16 protein-coding genes are annotated in these 16990 nt (G+C 39.1%); 5 read left to right on the forward strand and 11 right to left on the reverse strand.

What is annotated here, in order from left to right; all coding sequences use genetic code 11:
• Window positions 1–135: 135 nt before the first annotated feature.
• From WJR50_RS25455 to WJR50_RS25470, 4 genes are all read left to right on the forward strand, one after another.
• Window positions 136–876: a hypothetical protein gene (locus WJR50_RS25455; protein ID WP_341296126.1), complete on the forward strand. Its 741-nt coding sequence runs from the start codon at window positions 136–138 to the stop codon at window positions 874–876.
• Between the two features lie 158 nt (window positions 877–1034).
• On the forward strand, window positions 1035–2111 hold the full coding sequence (locus WJR50_RS25460; RefSeq protein WP_341296127.1) for a dsDNA nuclease domain-containing protein: 1077 nt from the start codon (window positions 1035–1037) through the stop codon (window positions 2109–2111).
• Window positions 2112–2155: 44 nt separating this feature from the next.
• The gene (locus tag WJR50_RS25465) at window positions 2156–3850 is read left to right on the forward strand and encodes an AAA family ATPase (RefSeq protein ID WP_341296128.1); all 1695 of its coding nucleotides are present in this window, start codon (window positions 2156–2158) and stop codon (window positions 3848–3850) included.
• A gap of 301 nt (window positions 3851–4151) precedes the next feature.
• A complete protein-coding gene (locus WJR50_RS25470; RefSeq protein ID WP_341296129.1) occupies window positions 4152–5141 on the forward strand; it encodes a virulence RhuM family protein/type II toxin-antitoxin system death-on-curing family toxin in 990 nt (329 codons plus the stop codon).
• A 146-nt stretch (window positions 5142–5287) separates the two neighbouring features.
• On the opposite strand, the gene WJR50_RS25475 is transcribed toward WJR50_RS25470, so the two are convergent.
• The 3 genes from WJR50_RS25475 to WJR50_RS25485 form a co-directional block, all read right to left on the reverse strand.
• Entirely contained in the window at window positions 5288–6103 is an 816-nt protein-coding gene (locus WJR50_RS25475) for a carbon-nitrogen hydrolase family protein (RefSeq protein WP_341296130.1), read from the reverse strand.
• 12 nt (window positions 6104–6115) lie between these two features.
• Window positions 6116–7198: an amidohydrolase family protein gene (locus WJR50_RS25480; RefSeq protein ID WP_341296131.1), complete on the reverse strand. Its 1083-nt coding sequence runs from the start codon at window positions 7196–7198 to the stop codon at window positions 6116–6118.
• Between the two features lie 207 nt (window positions 7199–7405).
• Entirely contained in the window at window positions 7406–8407 is a 1002-nt protein-coding gene (locus tag WJR50_RS25485; protein ID WP_341296132.1) for a helicase associated domain-containing protein, read from the reverse strand.
• Between the two features lie 201 nt (window positions 8408–8608).
• Here WJR50_RS25485 and WJR50_RS25490 point away from each other — a divergent pair, with 201 nt between their 5' ends.
• Window positions 8609–9940 carry an ATP-binding protein gene (locus tag WJR50_RS25490; protein WP_341296133.1) on the forward strand — a complete coding sequence of 444 codons (1332 nt, stop codon included), beginning with the start codon at window positions 8609–8611 and terminating at the stop codon, window positions 9938–9940.
• Window positions 9941–10309: 369 nt separating this feature from the next.
• On the opposite strand, the gene WJR50_RS25495 is transcribed toward WJR50_RS25490, so the two are convergent.
• From WJR50_RS25495 to WJR50_RS25530, 8 genes are all read right to left on the reverse strand, one after another.
• Window positions 10310–10846: a hypothetical protein gene (locus tag WJR50_RS25495; RefSeq protein WP_341296134.1), complete on the reverse strand. Its 537-nt coding sequence runs from the start codon at window positions 10844–10846 to the stop codon at window positions 10310–10312.
• Window positions 10847–10934: 88 nt separating this feature from the next.
• Window positions 10935–11690 (reverse strand): hypothetical protein, encoded by a 756-nt coding sequence (locus WJR50_RS25500; protein ID WP_341296135.1) that lies wholly within the window; start codon window positions 11688–11690, stop codon window positions 10935–10937.
• 95 nt (window positions 11691–11785) lie between these two features.
• Window positions 11786–13033, reverse strand: coding sequence for a hypothetical protein (locus WJR50_RS25505; RefSeq protein WP_341296136.1), 1248 nt, complete (start codon window positions 13031–13033; stop codon window positions 11786–11788).
• Window positions 13034–13059: 26 nt separating this feature from the next.
• Window positions 13060–13893: a hypothetical protein gene (locus WJR50_RS25510; RefSeq protein ID WP_341296137.1), complete on the reverse strand. Its 834-nt coding sequence runs from the start codon at window positions 13891–13893 to the stop codon at window positions 13060–13062.
• 11 nt (window positions 13894–13904) lie between these two features.
• Window positions 13905–14513: a hypothetical protein gene (locus tag WJR50_RS25515; protein WP_341296138.1), complete on the reverse strand. Its 609-nt coding sequence runs from the start codon at window positions 14511–14513 to the stop codon at window positions 13905–13907.
• Between the two features lie 13 nt (window positions 14514–14526).
• Window positions 14527–15522 carry a conjugative transposon protein TraM gene (gene traM / locus WJR50_RS25520; RefSeq protein ID WP_341296139.1) on the reverse strand — a complete coding sequence of 332 codons (996 nt, stop codon included), beginning with the start codon at window positions 15520–15522 and terminating at the stop codon, window positions 14527–14529.
• A 1-nt stretch (window position 15523) separates the two neighbouring features.
• Window positions 15524–16372 carry a DUF4138 domain-containing protein gene (locus WJR50_RS25525; protein WP_341296140.1) on the reverse strand — a complete coding sequence of 283 codons (849 nt, stop codon included), beginning with the start codon at window positions 16370–16372 and terminating at the stop codon, window positions 15524–15526.
• A 3-nt stretch (window positions 16373–16375) separates the two neighbouring features.
• Window positions 16376–16990, reverse strand: coding sequence for a hypothetical protein (locus WJR50_RS25530; protein ID WP_341296141.1), 615 nt, complete (start codon window positions 16988–16990; stop codon window positions 16376–16378).

Raw genomic sequence — 16990 nt, forward strand, 5'->3', positions numbered from 1 at the left:
TGTGCGCATAATACTTTTTCCTGCTATATTAAGTTGCTATTCAGCAGGTAATCAAGGCTACTTCACAGGACGGATACAAAGAAAGAACCCATTGATACTAATAACGCAAACGAAATCGGAATTTTTTTAACAGAATTGACTTCCGAACAATCTAATAGTTTAGGGCTTGCTTTTTTTGGTATATACACAAGAGAAGATACAGGTACACAAACAAGACAAAATATTAAATTACTTCTACCCCTTCTTTGGAAAGCAATTGACGAAGATGTTAGAGAATCTTTTGGTATTAAATACGGTCATTTTTCTGCAAATCATGAGACTGAATCAAAAAAATTAGCTCGTCAATTTCTAGAAATAGTCGAAGGGCAGAAGTATATACCTGATGACCTACGTATCCTAGAAATTCAAACAGCACTGCGGGATTTACTAAATGCTCATAGGCGTACAAATAACTTTTATAACGAACCACCCTTTGCAAGAGAGTTGAAAAGGATAGTTGGAACACCTCCGAAAGTCCCAAAAGGAATTAACAAGACATATATTTTAACACTTGTTGAAGCCTATATGACCAATGGTAATGGTGTGGCATGGGAAGCAGAGCCAATTTATTTAGAACTGATAGGTCATTTTGATAATAGACAAGCGACTATGGCTCTTCTTTCTTTTACTACAGATGAAATCAGTAGCTCCCTCCAAATTGGGCTTTGTAAAAAAAAGTACATAGAGTTGCTGAATTTCATTAGACCAAAAATCACTAATGCATCAACAGTTGAGTTGCTCGACTTCATTTTGGACTTCAAAGGATCATTTTCTGAAATGAGAAAAGACAGCAGAATAAAACGCGCCTTAAAGAATTTAGAAATTTTGATAAAATAATAATGCTGAACTCAGGGAGGGCTAATTAACATGTAACTTGAACAGTAAAATGAAATAAAGACATCAAATATAACTAGACCCGCAATCCCACAACTACAAGCTAATGGATGAGAAACTTCTCTATCTGAGAGCTAAGACCTTTGGAATCAGTATAGTGCATGAATATAGATACTAAAATATTAAGTAAAAAACCGAGAGAAGAGTCGGGACCTAAAACTTCTAGAAAATATCAGTTTCAGAAGGACTTATCACTTTTCATTCTACTAAAAGAACATTCAAAAAGAAGCGATTACCTTTTTCTCTTTGATTTTCATGAAGATTTAATCATATCTAATTCTTCTACCACTTTGAAAGATTTAGAGTGTTTTCAAATAAAATCTAAAGATAAAGGAAATTGGACGATAAAAGCTTTGACTAAGCAACCAAAAGGAAAAAATTCAATACTTGGAAAATTATACTATAATAAAATTGTATTTGAAGATACCGTTAAATCATTAACATTTATATCAAATAGTAAGTACTCGTTCAAAAATCTTAAGTGCGGGTCTGAATCAGCGACTTTGGCAGAAATTTCAGCAAAAAATTTAAGTTGTGATGATTTAGATACATGCAATCAATCTATTAAAAATGAGCATGCACTTTCAATAAGCGATTTTGAAAAATTAGGTACCTTTAAAGTTACTACATTAAGTAACTCAGATAGTCCAACTCATTGTGTTGGGGCCTTAGCTTCTCTTATTAATTCAATAAATCCTTTGAATAGAATTAATTCTCAGCTTGCTTACGAGCAAGTTTCTAGAGAAATAACGCGTAAAACAAACGAAACAGTTGGTGATAAATCATTCACAGATATTTCTGAAGTTTTCCAAATAAAAGGGCTCTCAAAGTCACAATTTTTGGCTATCCTTAATAAGGCTGGTTTGTACAAAAGTGTTGAAGATGAATGGAATGAAGTTAAAAATAGCTTAGAAGCAGTAGGTATTCATTATCTTACATTAATGAAGTTCAAAAGTGCCTGGAGAGAAATGAGTGCAAGATTAGTAGCAGAATCAGAGAGCATACCTCTGAGAGATCTTAGGAACAAAATTGAAGATGTCTTAGGATCAGAAGTTAATGTTGTTGCAAGCTTAAATCTATTACAAATAGTTGAACATATATTTGCAATAATAGGCGAAACACGGTACGAAGAATACTTTGTAAAATGCTTAATAATAAACAAGTTAAATGAGTCGTAAGGGTAATCTAAAAATCTTAGTGAGAAATCTGAGAAAAAAGGAGAATGAAAAGCTTATACATATCGGAAATTCAATTATTGTCTCAAAAGGAAAAAAAAGCAAAAAAAGTCCAATTCGACCCGAAGAGGACTCTAATTTACGGTAAAAATCATACAGGTAAATCTTCCTTGATGAAGAGCATCTACTGGACACTAGGTGCTGAACCCTTATTTAATCAGAAGTTTAAAAATGCGAATGTATCAGCACTATTAAAGTTTGCAATAGATGGTGTAGAATATTCAATGTTAAGAGATGAAAAACTATTTGGATTATATAATCAAAATGGAGAATTAATAAAAAGATTCACCTCAGTCACAAAAGAATTAGCTCCTTATTTTGGTAAGATGTTTTCATTTCAGCCACTATTTCAAAATCAAAAATCTAAGTTCATTATACCCCCGCCAGCTTACCTTTTTTTACCTTATTATGTAGATCAAGACTATAGTTGGAGCAAGAGTTGGTATTCCTTTAAAAACCTCCAGCAAATAAAGGATTATAGAACTCAAAGTATTTTCTTTCATTCGGGAATAAGACCGAATGAATACTACAATACAAAGCAGGAGATTCAGGAGTATATACAAATCATTGAAGAAACCGATAGAGAGCAGAAACTAACTTCTAAAATATTGGAAGATGTACGTAAAAAACTTTCTCAAACAAACTTCAATATAGATATAGATGCATTTAAAGAAGAGATAACAGATTTATTAACTGAATCCAAAAGTTTAATGGCAAAGGAAGAAGTTCTAAAAAACAAACTTCACGACCTCTATCACTTAAAAGCTTCTCTTGATGCTCAAATAAATATTGTTCTGCAAGCTATAACAGAAAGTAACAAAGATTTAAAATTCGCTACTAATGAACTTCCAGACATAATTGGTTGCCCAACTTGTGGTGCACAATATGAGAACTCTTTTGCTGAAAGATTTGAAATAGCACAGGATGAAAAAAGAAGTAAAGACTTATTGCTTGAGTTAAAAAAAGATGCCCAAAATATAGATCAGCAAATAGAAAAAGAAAATGAGAGCCTTTCGTCTGTGTCTTCAGAAGTATCTAGAATTAATGAGATTTTGGAAGAAAAGAAAGGAGATTTAAGACTACGTGACATTATTGATAATTCGGGCAAAAATCAAGTTAAGGCAATTTTTACTGAAAGGCATTCAGCATTGAACGAAATTCTGATTTCAAATGCCTTAGAAAAAGATAAACTAGAAAAAAAGTTAAAAGCTATTGAGAGTAAAGACCGAAAATCCTCTATTGTAAGTTTCTATAAATCACGTATGTCTTCCTTTCTGAGAAAGTTAGATGTTCATTCTTTGAATGAAGATGAGTACAAAGCTATTACAACAAAAATTGAGAATAAAGAAACTGGAAGTTCGAGACCACGTGCATTAATTGCTTATTACTTCACATTTTTTCATCTTATGAAAAAGTACTCTACATCAACATATTGTCCTTTAGTTATTGATTCTCCAAATCAACAAGATCAAGATATTGAGCATATTGATAAGATAATGGGGTTTATCAACAATAATCAACCGGAAGGTAGTCAAATGGTTCTTGGGCTAGCAGAAACATTTGGTGAAGACTTCGATTGTAAGGTAATTGAGTTAAGAGAAAAATATAGTTTACTTCAAAAGTCTGAATACGAAGAAGTAGCAGATGAACTACTACCTAAACAACATGAGCTTTGGTTCTAAAAAAATAAAGTTCACTGGGCCCAATAGACTTCATGAGTAGGTAGGTGACAAAGTCCGTATTAGTCACTATTGACAAGTCATTACTCAGTACTGCGTATAGCAGATAAATTTAAATCGTCAACTTCATTAATATTTCTACAACAAAAGAACATAATGGATTGAAAATCAGCAATCCTTTTTGATCTTATCGAGATTCATATTCTAACCCCAAGTAGAATTCTATACAAAGGGTCGCCTCTTCTCATGTGCACGAACTTAATTTTCAAAAAAATTACCACCCGGAGTTTGTTATATTTCTGCCATGAACTCAGACAACCCTATTGAAATTTTTGCCACAGAGGATGGCTCAACTGAAATAAAGGTTCACCTTCAACAGGATACAGTTTGGCTATCCCAGGCCCAGATGGAAACTCTTTTTGATAAGAGCAAAAAGACTATCTCAGAGCACATCAACAATGTCTTTAAAGAGGGAGAGCTCGAGCCTGATCAAGTTGTCCGGAAATTCCGGACAACTGCCGCCGATGGTAAAACCTATCAGGTAAATCATTACAACCTGGATGTGATCATCTCAGTAGGCTATAGAGTGAAGTCCAAGAGAGGTACACAGTTCCGGATCTGGGCCACTAATGTACTGCGGCAGTACTTGGTAGAGGGATATGCGCTCAACCAGAAACGTTTGCTTGAACAGCAGCAAGCTCAAATGAATAAACTACAGCAGGCTATCCGTATGATTAGCGAAATGCCTGATCGTACAGCATTATTCTCTGATGAAGCAGCTAGTATCCTCAAAGTATTGCAGGAGTACAGCTATGCCCTGGATATCCTGGACCAGTATGATCATCAGTCGGTAGAAGTACAGCATACCCAGGACCAAGAAACTTATAGACTTACTTATGAAGAGGCTCGGGCCCAAATTGATCAGTGGCGGAATCATTATGGTGCAGGTAAACTCTTCGGTAATGAAAAAGATGAGTCCTTCAAAAGCTCTATAGATACGATCTACCAAACTTTTGATGGCATTGACCTCTACCCTTCAGTAGAAGAGAAAGCAGCTCACCTGCTCTATTTTATCGTCAAAAACCACTCATTCTCAGATGGTAATAAACGGATTGCAGCAGGGATCTTCGTCTGGTTCCTGGATAAGAACCGGATGCTCTACAAAAGTGACGGCAGCAAACGAATAGCCGATAATGCCCTGGTAGCTCTTACTTTGATGATCGCTGAGAGCAAAGCTGATGAGAAAGAACTCATCATCAATGTGGTAGTGAACCTGATCAATAAGCAGAATTAGAATATCTCGGTAACTGCCTGATAATCAGAGACCATTTCTGAACCCAGCGGGTTTACATTTAATGTTAATATGAAGTTTCTCCAATTTTTTCGGCACAATGTGGAGTATTGAGTTTTACCATTACCTGATCAAGGAAATGTTAATCTTTAGAAATCAAGTAAACGTGCATACATGTCAGTGCGTCGATCACGCATATAGGTGGCATACTTACTCCAAGAGTGGATCATCTTTAAATCAATGGGAGCTGTAATTATTCTCTCTTCTCTATCGGCTTCAGTCAAGATTTTACCTTGAGGTCCTACAATGACAGAATGCCCAAAGCCCCATAAATTTTTTTCTGTCCCTGTTCGGCAGGCCATAGCCACAAACACATTGTTTTCCAAAGCTCGCGTCATGGCCAAAGCCCTGGATTGTTCAGGGCTCCAACCTGCCGGCCCACTGATTTCATCAGCGAACCAAAAAGTAGAATTAAGCACAATCTGAGCGCCCTTCAAAGCCAGACTTCTGATATATTCCGGAAATATAAAGTCATAACAAATGGTCATGGCTACCTTGCCAAGCTCTGTATCAACAATGACTTCGCTATCACCGTAGTTAATCTGATCCTTCTCAAAGCTAAAAGGATGTACCTTACGATATTTGGCCACCAGTCCCTGGGCTGGTGAAATCATGATAGAGCTATTATAGGGTTTATTGTTATCCCCCTTTTCCATCATTCCCCCGCTGATCCAGATGTTTTTTCTGAAAGCTAATTCCTCAAGAAAAGCTGTGGTTTTGCCAGGTATTTCTTCTGCTACGGCGTTCAAATCCAGGGAATAGCCCGTTGTACCGTATTCACAGAATAAAGCCATCCGGACATCTTTATCTTCAATGGAATCAATCATAGAAGATATTTTCTGAAGGTTGGCATTGATATCTCCCAACACAGAATCAATTTGTAAAATGGCTAATTTTTTCTCCATAGTCTTTTGGATTTATTGAAATACGCTAAACCATGTCCGGGCATTCTTGCTATAGATCTTATCAACCACCTCCCTTGGTAAGCGAAGTCCCTGGAATTTTCCTTCAATCAGATCACTGCTCAAGGAATCCTCTGTGGTAAAATACTGCCAGTCACGGAGCCAAGTGTGGTGCATGCTCTGCTGTAGCTCTTCTTTGCTTTCCTCACCCTCATCACCCATATCAGTGGCATATAACAAACGATCCTGATATTTGATAAAAAAATCTCTTACTTTCTCTCTGTTTTCCTGGGTTTGGTAAAACATCTGGCCCATACGGGCAGCCATATCTACCGACATATTAGGAAACTGGTCCAGCCGTTTTGACAATTCATCCACACTCCATTCCAGGCTACCCATATGTGCACCTATGAAAGTGAGCTCACGATTTTTTTCCAGCATCCGGTCACGGGCAGCAATCTGCTCCTCATAGGATGGCATCTCCGGATGCTTGTACATATGGTACTGCGGATTGTTGGTGAAATATCTTTTGTCATTGTTAGTGCTCATCTGCTCTATCGGCAGCCAGCAGTTTTTTGGCTCTCCCAAATGTCCCATCACAGGAATATTCCTCTGAGTCAGTACATTAAAAATGGTATCCAGTTTCGGGTCATCGATCATCACCAGGGCCCCGTCTTTATCCCTTTGTACCATCCCGATATTTTTCCACACTTTCAAGCCTATTGCTCCGGCTTCAAAACAACTGTCCAGCCATGCCAGCGTTTGTTGTGTCCAGTGGGGGGCATCCCATTCTTTCATAGAGAATGCAGTAACGCAGGCAATATCATCCGGATGTGCATTGGCCTGGAGCATGCCATACTTGAACTGCTCTCTCACATCCTGGATACCGGCAGAATGATCAACAACAACGGTAAGCAGTTTAAAGTTATCTTTCTGTGCTTGTTCTACAAAAGCATCTCTTTCTGTGCGGATATGCACGTGCACATCCACCTTCTCCACCTGATCAAAATCATCGATACTATAGTAAGCTTCATTTTCATTGTTTTGTCCGCAGGCTGCAAGCAGGTAGAGAGTAAAGAGAAAATATAAAAGCTTCATCCTTTAGTGATTAAAATTTTACTGAATATGACTTTTGGGGGGTGCTATTATAAGTATGGCAGACGCTTCTTCTCTACTGCCATAACCTGCACATGGCATGAAGATACATTAAAAATGTAAAAAGTGTAATGGCATGTTTAGAATAAGGACTTGATCAGCTGTACACGTAAAGAGGGATCATCACTTCAATTACATTCCACAGATTACTTAATTGCTGCTCCCCTCTCCTAACCCAATTTTCCTCAACAGGCTTTGTCTATACTCATCCTTAGGCCAGCGGAGCCGTTGTTTGTAGAGCCACTGGTACAGCTGACGATCAGGTAGCTGCAAGTGGCCATTTTTTTTATAGAATTCTTCCACCTTACGGTAGTTTTCCATCCACTTCCGGTCACGTTGGGATTGTTTGGTGTTGCTAAATTCAAATCCTATTTGCTGTAATTTTTTGATGCGCTCTTCAGAGAGTTTATTTTTTGTCATTCTTTGCGTCCTTACCCAGTCGTAAAGCTGCTTGTTTTTGTAATGCCGGGAAACGTTGGTATGCCCATGTTCTTTCTTAAATAAGAGAAGTTGCTGGTAACGGTACTCCCAGGACAAGGATTTTTGCTGCTGCATGTCAAATACAAAACCTAGTTTTTCCAAACGGTCTTTTTGCTCTTCAGACAGACGGTGTCTGTTTTTGCGCTGGTAGACCACCCACTTGGCCAATGATTTATCTTCATAGGTACTGGGCACCATGGTATGGTGATGCTGCCGGAGGTATTCTTTTAGTTTTTGAAACATTTTCTCCCAGCGATCTTCCAGACTTCTGTCTCCAGCAGCCCAGTTAAACTGAAGCTGGTTTAGCAGATGAACTTGTTTCAGGGAAAGCTTGTGTTTTTGCTTTCTCTGCCTGTGAACCCATGCCCCCAGACGCGGATTTTCCAGATGATGGAACAGCAGGTCAGTATGTTCGTTTGTTTCGTAAAAGTCTTTTAACAGATAGTAATTGTAAAACCAGCGGATATCCCGATTCCCAATATTCCAGTCAAACTCAAGCTGTTCCAGGCATTTTACTGTTTCTTTGGACAAAGAAGTTCTGTGCTTGCGGGCAAATTGGGTGAGCTGATAGAGCTTTTTGTACTCATCATAGGGAGGAACATAGCTATGCCGGTGTTTTTGGTAAAAAGTTTTCAGCAGGGTACAAATCTGCTCTATCTGATCAGCATCCAATGTAGTTCAGGTCTATTCAATTTTTGCCGAAATCAAAATGAATTTCACTTGATTTCAGCCTTTCCGATGCAAATTACAAATTTTTCGCACTAGGTGTGGATCTGCCTTTTCTAGTTTCCTGTTTTGTATCTACAAAACCTTCCATTTTTTTTGCTCCCTAAGTTGCCGTACTTTTGAGCGTATCAATTGAATATCGCCCCTATGGCAGACCTTGAATCGCAGCATCTGGACTATAAACAAAGCTGGCAGGATGAACACCTCAAAACCCTCTGTGCCTTTGCGAACGCGGAAGGTGGAGAGATACATCTGGGGAAAGATGATCAAGGAAAAATCACCCCCCTTGAGCAACCCAAAAAGCTATTGGAAAGTCTGCCAGGCAAAATTATCCAGAAGCTGGGTGTCTATCCTCGGCTGGATTTAGTGCAGGAGGAAGAGCAAGCCTTTATTGTCATTCGCATAGAAGCCTCTCCCCTACCCGTTGGCCTGAACGGTAGATATTATAAGCGTATTGGTAGTACCAATCAGGAACTGAAAGGACCGATGTTGAGCCAGTTTCTGATGGAAAAGAGTGGTAATGGCTGGGACGAACTGCCGGAACCTCAGGCTACCCTCAAAGATTTAGACGTCAATACCTTACAGCGATTTCAAAGATTTGCCTCTGAGCGTGTACCTTCCATTCGCCAGGAGCCTTTGAAAACCGACAAAGACTTACTCAGTTTCTTGCAAAAACTCAATCTAGCCGAAGGAGGTATGCTGAGCCGGGCGGCTATACTACTATTTGGGAAAGAACCCCAACGCTACTACAGAGATGCATATTTAAAGATTGGAATGTTTGCCTCCGATGCGGAGTTACTTTCCGACGACCATATCAAGGGTAACCTTTTCAACCAGGTGGAGCAAGGCATGGAGGTATTAAAGCTGAAATACCTGGTCCCCAAGGTGTATTATGAAGGTATTGTCAGAAAGGAGAAAGCCGAGTATCCTGAGTCAGCTCTTCGTGAGGCTATCATCAATGCTTTGGTGCATCGTGATTATGCCGGTCCGCCTTTACAAATTAGTGTATATGATGATAAGATGATTTTGTGGAATGAAGGAGGTCTCCCTGCTACCCTTACCATAGAAGATTTGAAACATAAACATCCATCCCGGCCCCGCAACAGGTCGCTATCGGATGTCTTCTATAAGGCCGGATATATTGAGTCCTGGGGACGAGGTACCATTGCTATCACTCAGGATTGCATCCGGGCAGGCTTACCTGAACCGGCTTTCCGTGAAGCTTTTGGTGGACTAGAGGTGACCTTTTTCAAAAATACCCTTACCGAAGAGCAACTTGCCAAGCTACCTATCAATGACCGGCAGCGCCAGGCCATTCAGTACCTTAAGGAGTACAGCCGCATCAGCAATAAGGATTACCAGGAGTTGACTAATTGCTCCCGAAATACAGCCAGTAATGACCTGAAAGAGTTGGTTTCGCTCAAGATCATCATGCAGGCTGGCCGCAAAGGGGCGGGATCTTATTATGTGCTGCGCTAGGCAAAATTCAATTGCACAATAATTGCACAAATTGCACAATTGAGCTTTGCTACCTAGAGAATTGACATTTATTTTTACCCTCTATGGCATTCTGGAATACAAATAATACAACCGTCAACATTATCAAAATACCCGGCGGCTCTTTTGATAGCACTTTGACAGCTATTGTGAAGCCCTAAATCAATTTTATCTTTGAGAGGTAAAAGCCTACAATTCTCCTTGTGAACTTCATGATCATTATTAGGATTAGTTGTCGTGTTTTGATTAACATAGTATCTATCCATAACAAAGTAATTTCCACATAATATATTAAAAATATGCAAAAAATCCTTTCACATTAATATAAGCAAGTTGGTTAGTTTATGTAAATCAAAAATTAAATCGGATTCCTAGCGTAGCCTGCTGCACCTGCTGGTCATAATGGTTCTTTAGAAAATAGGTGTAGCGGTAACGGGCCAGGAGGGTAAAGTAACGGCTTAAGTAAACTTCAGTCAAAATGTTGGCGTGACCACCCAGGGTGAAACCTTCGTTCAATGTTGCTTCCTCTTGGTCAAATTCCGGTACTTCTTCCGATGTATCCAACATGCTAGAGTCCAGCTTGTAGCGGATAGAAGATAAGTCAGGTTCCTGATACGTCTGGGTGAGTCCTGCCCCGATACTGAAATATACATGTCTGAATAACTTTAAAAAGCTGTAATCTATCGTCTCATTGAGCATAAAAGTATTCATCCCGTATTCCGAAGTCACCTGATAGGCCCCGTATGTAGAAACATCTGTGAAATTGCCCTGCTCATACCCTCCACTAATTTCTATCTGGAATCTTTTGCTCAAAAAGGCCTGATAGCCTATGGAATATAACTCATCCAGGTTGGGCTGAACGCCATATTCTACGCTTATCCCCTTCAATCCTTTGAAATGAAATTGAGCATGTGCTGGGGTGAAACTGATTAAACAATTTAAAAAACTAAGAATTGCGAGTGTCTTTATCATGGGTTTACTCCATTAACTTTTTGGTAAATAGAAATTGACCTATACGTTTTTTATGAAGTCTTTTTATATTATGCTTAGCTTCACTTTCTGCCAGGAGAATGCTATCACTTTTCTCAATAAATGCATAACTCATTGTAATGTAGCGTTGTGCAATGCGCTGAGTTCTGATACGCTCATAATCACTCATGGCAAAAGCTTTATCTTGCTGCACTTTCTGTGAAAGCTCCATACCTTTCTCTCTGTACAGGTCAGCCCATTTGCGGTAGGTATGTGCAGCCTGAGCAGCGCGTTTGCCGGCAAATTCCTGGAAGTAGAGCCGAAAGTTTCGGTTGTCTGCAATACGCTGTTCCAGTCCTTTGGATGTTCCAGGCAGAGGAGCTGTAAAGTACATTTTATCTGCGAGCTCCCGTGCAGCATCAGCCACATCCGGATGCTTATATAGATTGTACAGCCTTTCTCCGTATTCCTGAGCAGGTAACATGTTCACGTATTCATCTATATCATTTTTGATATCATCAATTCCCATCAATTCATTCTCAATTGAGGCCATCTTCATTCCGATGACACTTTGTGCCATGTATTTAGCCTGATCAATACTGTCCTGAAGCTCATGTATTTTGTCGTAAGTTTTATCAATGACTTCTTTGGTCTTCTCTATTTTCTTCCAAAGCACAAGTTCTCCCAGGCTTTGAGCCGTGTTATTAATTTCTTCTTTTCGGTTTTTCTTGTCCTTAACTACCACTACACATTGATTGCTCATAAGCAAAATGGTAATCATGCAGTACCCTAAAAGCTTGATATAGCTAATTTTCATAAAAAATATCTAATTAGATAATTAGGTAATTAAACAATTAACTAAAAATAATCTTCCAGTCTTCTGAACAGTGCCTTTTGCTGTACATAATTATCTTTCATTAGGGCATCAGAATTTGTGAAACTATCAGAAAGTAGGCGTTCTGCTTTAGACTGTAGCTGCAAACTCTCACGGAGATATGCACTGGCAATTTCAGCGGTATTAATTCTTTCAGCATCATCCATTCTTAATTCATCTTTGTCTTTTAATTTTTGATTAAGGTTCTCCCCATACCGGCGGTAGCGTTGGGCAAGCTCACGATAGGTAAGCGCCAGCATTTTCTTTCGCTTATTAGCCATTTCTACCAGAGTTAGACGATTGGTAGCCATATTCGTAGACAGCTCGCGAAAATGATCATATTGTACCGGTATATTAAGTTCAGTGTCCAGCAAATTAATTTGCCGATAAAGGTCTATTCCTGCATGAAAAGTAGCTTCTCCGGATTGGTAAACTTCCTGAAGACTATGAGCATAACTCAGAATTTCATCAGGGACTTCCAAAGCCATGCTTTGCATAATCTCCCAATCCATAGCCGACATTTTGAGAAATCGGATGATGCCCACCTGCTTAAGTAGTTCTATTTTTTCGCGCTGAAGCTCATATTTACCTTCAGCATTCTTCTTAAAGAGGGTTTGCATGACATTCTCGGCAGCCAGTTTTACCCAGTACTTGAAATTCTTTTTCCCTTCCTGTTTCTTTTTTGCCCGTTTTTCAAGAGGATCCATAACCGGTATCCCCTTTCCTTGAGGTAAAATTTTGTCTAGCAAAGCTGAATTCTGTTCCTTCAAGGCTTTTAACATAGGCTCTAACTCGGTATACAATACGCTCAGAGCTGCGTCAACACCTGTTTGGGTGAGCTCATCATTCAGATTTTCAGTCCAGACATTTAGACGATCATAATAGTCTGCTTCTGATTCAAAATATACTTCTTCCGCTTCCCTATCGTAAGTAATTCCTTCCTGATGCTGCGGCATGGTAATATCCTGTTCATTAGCATATTGGTAAGCTTGATACACCATTTCATCCGCACCCTCCTTGCTGTAGAAATGTTTATAATCATCTTTAAAAGCTTTCTCCCAATCTTTCCCCTGCCAGTCACTCCAGTCAAAATCCGACAAAAGAGAATCACCTAAGTTTGAGGTGTCTTTTCCATCCTCAGGCAGCCAGTCAAATGGATTAGATTGGTTATCCTGAGCTGTTAAGTTTATAGAAATCATCAGGAAATGGATAACAAAGATTAGTTTATACATTGCTACTCTTAAGTTTGACATCTGCTTTACTCACCTCCAAAAAATTTATCCATAGCAGTATACTGTCGGTACATGTGCAATGTCTCTTGTTGTACTGGTGCTTCACGGCTTATTTCTTTTTCTATCAACTGGTCGCACATCAGGCGCAGCTCCAAAGCCTTTCTAACATAGGAAGCAGTGGTTTCCAGAAGCTGTATTCTATCCGCTTCATTCATCTTAAGGGTGGAGTTTTCTCCATCGGTAGACCTACTTCTGTGAAGCAATTCATTTAGCTGTTCAGCTTTGGTCAACATCACTTCAGCTACCTGGTTATAGGTGAGGGCAATCTGGATACTTTTTCTGGCAGAAGCATAGGCGAATATTTCCCGGTTGGCCAGCTTATTACCAATTGCGTTTTGCAAGAGGGGCAAATCATCAGGAAGTTTTTCGTCAAAATCAAAGCCAAAAACCTGATGGAGTACTTCCGAACCTAAAGAAGTGCTGGTATTGCCATAACCTTGTATCATGGGGTGATCGCCGGGAAGAATGCCGCTGACATAATGATTCAGATCAGTAGAAACCTGGGCGGTGGCATCCATTTCAAATTGGATGTTGCTAATGCCTAGTTTATCGCTTTTGATTAAAGCTTTCACCTCCCACAGCGCATCATCAATAGTTTGCTGCAGTTCACGTATGTTCTGCACGGTATTCTTAATGTCAGAAGCAATCTCATTGGCATCTTTAATGACACTATTGGTTTTGGCTAGAATGCCTCCGTTGGCAATGGTAGCGGCGATATCTCCGGGATCAATGACTATCAACTGAGCTTCAACCAATGTAAAGCAGCACAATGAAAGTATAGTACAAATGAGTTTCTTCATGTTCTTAATTATTACTTTGCAGGAACAAATTGAATGGACAAATCAGGAAGATCACGTTTAATAAAAGAACCTTTGATATTGATAGAATCAGGAGATAAGCTTTTAACCTTCCATTCCATGGAATATCCTAAATACCCAGATCCTGATTGGTTACCTTTGAAGCCCAAAAACTGCTGTACTGCCAGATTATTTCGGAAATCAGCCTGGGCCACTGTAAGGGAATCATTAAACTCCAGGTAAATTCCTTTTTCTATTAGTGAGGGTTTTTGAGAATTACAGCGTTCATCTTGCTCCAAAAAATCAATTGAGATATTGCTATATTCTAATCTAAATGAGTAAACATCATCCAGACGGCAAGGAGGCAGTTCAGCATACAAGTCTGTGACCTGAGTAGAATCAATGTTGAATGGATCTTCCGAAAGTTCAGCAACAAAAGTAGGCTTAGCAAAAGTCAGCTGATTAAGCTTCCATGGCTGTTTTTGACCAGAGAAAAAGGCTTTTCTCTCCTCTGGGCTATCTGGTTGGTCACTTGCATCTGGTTTTGGGGTTTCTTCTCCCTGACAGGCAAGCATTATACTTATGGAAAAGATGTAGGAGTATCTAAAAAATAGTTTTTTCATATCTCACAAAAATTTATCCTTTAGCTAAATAGATCTTATAGCCATCATTGAGTTTGATCGTTCTCTGTCTGTTGCGTTTGTTACGAATTATGGATTGAGTGACATCCTGCAAAATTTCATATGGCAGGTCTATAACTGAGCGTCCGGCGGACCGGTATATAGTATTATTGGTAGCCTGTTCCATATCCTGGCTTTTAGATTTATCAATGATAATACCATGAGAATAATCCGCATCATATACTTCGTAGTTTACATCATGACGTCTAATACGATCAACTTTTACATTAATGGCATTTGAACTCATGCGGATTTTTCCGGTAAATACTGTTCCTTCTGGAATAGCACTTTCCTGAAGTTGTAAGGGTTCTCCCAAACGAAGCTTGATAAATGAACCAGGCTCTACCTCCTGATCGCCATAGATATAAGCCAAGGTATATTGCTGTCCAGCATGACTGGTTAACCTGATAGAAGCAAAAGGACTCCGTTCTACTTCTGGTATTGAATCTGCTTGTACATTTTCTGATTCATGAATTACTTTTTTTGTAGTAATCACTCTCTTTCTTCTTACCGGTCTTTCGTATTTAGATTTTATTGGCTCAGGATTTTGTATGCTATCCTTTTGCTGGGGCTTTTTGGTAAGCTGTTTTTCTTCATCCGAATATGTAGCCTGTCCAAAATCTACCGAAACCACATCCTTTCCGCTGACAATATGCTCATATCTTCCCCTTCGTTTTACCTGATCTTTCTCAAAAATTTTATCCTGGAATTGCTGTAGCCTGCTTTTGGACTTTTGACCTTTGTAATCTTCTCGGGTTACTGTTTTACCATAATTTACACCTAGTTTTATCGTATTTTGTATCTGATGCTGATAAAGCAACAGCAGAGCAATCAGGCCAACAAATAAACAGACTAGAGGCAACCAAAGGATATACCTGAGCAAAAACTTCTTCGCCCTTATTTTGAAAGGTTCTTTTGCCTGGTATTTCTCCGGATTTTCAATGCGTTCCATTTTAAAATAGGTCAGCAGTATTCATCAAACGAGGTGGAATTTCCAGTTGTAAAGAGCGTATTCCGGAAGTTTCACGTATGGTCACCATCACCGCTCCTTGTTCTCCTACCGCATATACAGGAATAGCGATATAGTAATCGTGCCAGCCATAAGGCTTAACATCGGCAATATTTCCTTCTATCAGCGGTACTACCGTTACCTTATTGACCTTCTTTCGGCTCAACAATCGTTTCCGGTAGAATTCAGCGTTTTCAACACTTAGACTTTCCATGCGATAAACCAGGGCAGAATTATTCTCCAGTCGTAATTTTAGATAAATGGCAGAGTTGTCCACTTTAAGATTCATTAGTGACCAACTCACTTTATTATCAGCTACACCAATATCAAAAACCTTCCGCTTTTTGTCATCCAGAGAATATAAGCGTTCCTCTATTTGGCTAATATCCACTTCCGGCACATAATTCTCTCGGTTGTAGGAAGCCGCCTTATTCAGTGTTTTGTCTCTGAAATCATACAAAATTTTCTCATGCCTGGATTTAAAGCTCACTATGCCAGCAAAAACTTTTGAACCTGCTGAAATGAAGATTGTTGTTTCGGCAGCTTCAGGGGATCTTGCTTTGATATACACTGTGTTCTTTTCTGCTTTAGCTCCAAAATCTTTGACTAAGACCACATTCTCTTCGGGTAAATGATCGGCAAATTCTCTTTGGCCACCCAGATCTAGCAAGCTTACATTTTCATCAAATACCAAATAGGTATTTTGCTGGTTATTGACATAAATGGTATCGCTCGCATTTGCAAAGGAGGTATTGAATAAAAGAAATAGTGTGTAGTAATAAAATCTTTTCATCACCTATTCATTTTCGGTTTTATATTGATTGTAGGGCACAAAATCCAGGTCAGCGATTTGCAAACCAAAAGGATTTTGTTCATTACGATACGTTTTGACGATATTGTATTTTAGTGCAATGGCAAGTTCTGTTTTCAGTTCAGTGCCAATGTAGTGGCGTTGTTTAAAATAGGCTCTGGCTTTTGCTGGAAGACCGTTACTCAAAATTTTTACTGAGTCTATAAAAACTTCTGTTCTTGACCCCCAACGAATATAGTTGTCTTTTACTTTGCCTTTGTCAAACTGTTCTACCACCATCAGTCCGCTGGGTTCATCCACCAGATGAAGGGCATCATCTACATGTTGGTCATAAGTTTCAGCATCATGGGCAAACATACTTTTAATGAATATTTCAGAGAGATATTTAGCCTCAAAGGGGGTTACATCTCTTTCTTCAGTAAGGTAAGCCGACAGTGTGCCATTATCTGTCACCACATAAACCTGATCATTTTTAGTATCCACCAGTTGCTTGTACTGGAAGTAATAAATGACAGTCGCAGAGATAAATCCGAGGATTGAAACCATAGTTATTGCCTTCATGGTCCTGAATGCCCGATTATAGTCTTTAATTTTTTCCAT

Origin of the sequence: Catalinimonas locisalis, from assembly GCF_038039535.1 — a bacterium.
Taxonomy (GTDB): Bacteria; Bacteroidota; Bacteroidia; order Cytophagales; family Cyclobacteriaceae; genus Catalinimonas.

What these genes read in the sequence shown, in the direction of transcription:
- WJR50_RS25475 (WP_341296130.1), bottom strand. Translation starts at nt 6,103, where the DNA reads ATGGAGAAAAAATTAGCCATTTTACAAATTGATTCTGTGTTGGGAGAT.
- WJR50_RS25510 (WP_341296137.1), bottom strand. Translation starts at nt 13,893, where the DNA reads ATGAAGAAACTCATTTGTACTATACTTTCATTGTGCTGCTTTACATTG.
- WJR50_RS25500 (WP_341296135.1), bottom strand. Translation starts at nt 11,690, where the DNA reads ATGAGCAATCAATGTGTAGTGGTAGTTAAGGACAAGAAAAACCGAAAA.
- WJR50_RS25465 (WP_341296128.1), top strand. Translation starts at nt 2,156, where the DNA reads ATGAAAAGCTTATACATATCGGAAATTCAATTATTGTCTCAAAAGGAA.
- WJR50_RS25505 (WP_341296136.1), bottom strand. Translation starts at nt 13,033, where the DNA reads ATGTATAAACTAATCTTTGTTATCCATTTCCTGATGATTTCTATAAAC.
- WJR50_RS25530 (WP_341296141.1), bottom strand. Translation starts at nt 16,990, where the DNA reads ATGGAAAAAATTAAAGACTATAATCGGGCATTCAGGACCATGAAGGCA.
- WJR50_RS25480 (WP_341296131.1), bottom strand. Translation starts at nt 7,198, where the DNA reads ATGAAGCTTTTATATTTTCTCTTTACTCTCTACCTGCTTGCAGCCTGC.
- traM (WP_341296139.1), bottom strand. Translation starts at nt 15,522, where the DNA reads ATGGAACGCATTGAAAATCCGGAGAAATACCAGGCAAAAGAACCTTTC.
- WJR50_RS25515 (WP_341296138.1), bottom strand. Translation starts at nt 14,513, where the DNA reads ATGAAAAAACTATTTTTTAGATACTCCTACATCTTTTCCATAAGTATA.
- WJR50_RS25525 (WP_341296140.1), bottom strand. Translation starts at nt 16,372, where the DNA reads ATGAAAAGATTTTATTACTACACACTATTTCTTTTATTCAATACCTCC.
- WJR50_RS25470 (WP_341296129.1), top strand. Translation starts at nt 4,152, where the DNA reads ATGAACTCAGACAACCCTATTGAAATTTTTGCCACAGAGGATGGCTCA.
- WJR50_RS25490 (WP_341296133.1), top strand. Translation starts at nt 8,609, where the DNA reads ATGGCAGACCTTGAATCGCAGCATCTGGACTATAAACAAAGCTGGCAG.
- WJR50_RS25460 (WP_341296127.1), top strand. Translation starts at nt 1,035, where the DNA reads ATGAATATAGATACTAAAATATTAAGTAAAAAACCGAGAGAAGAGTCG.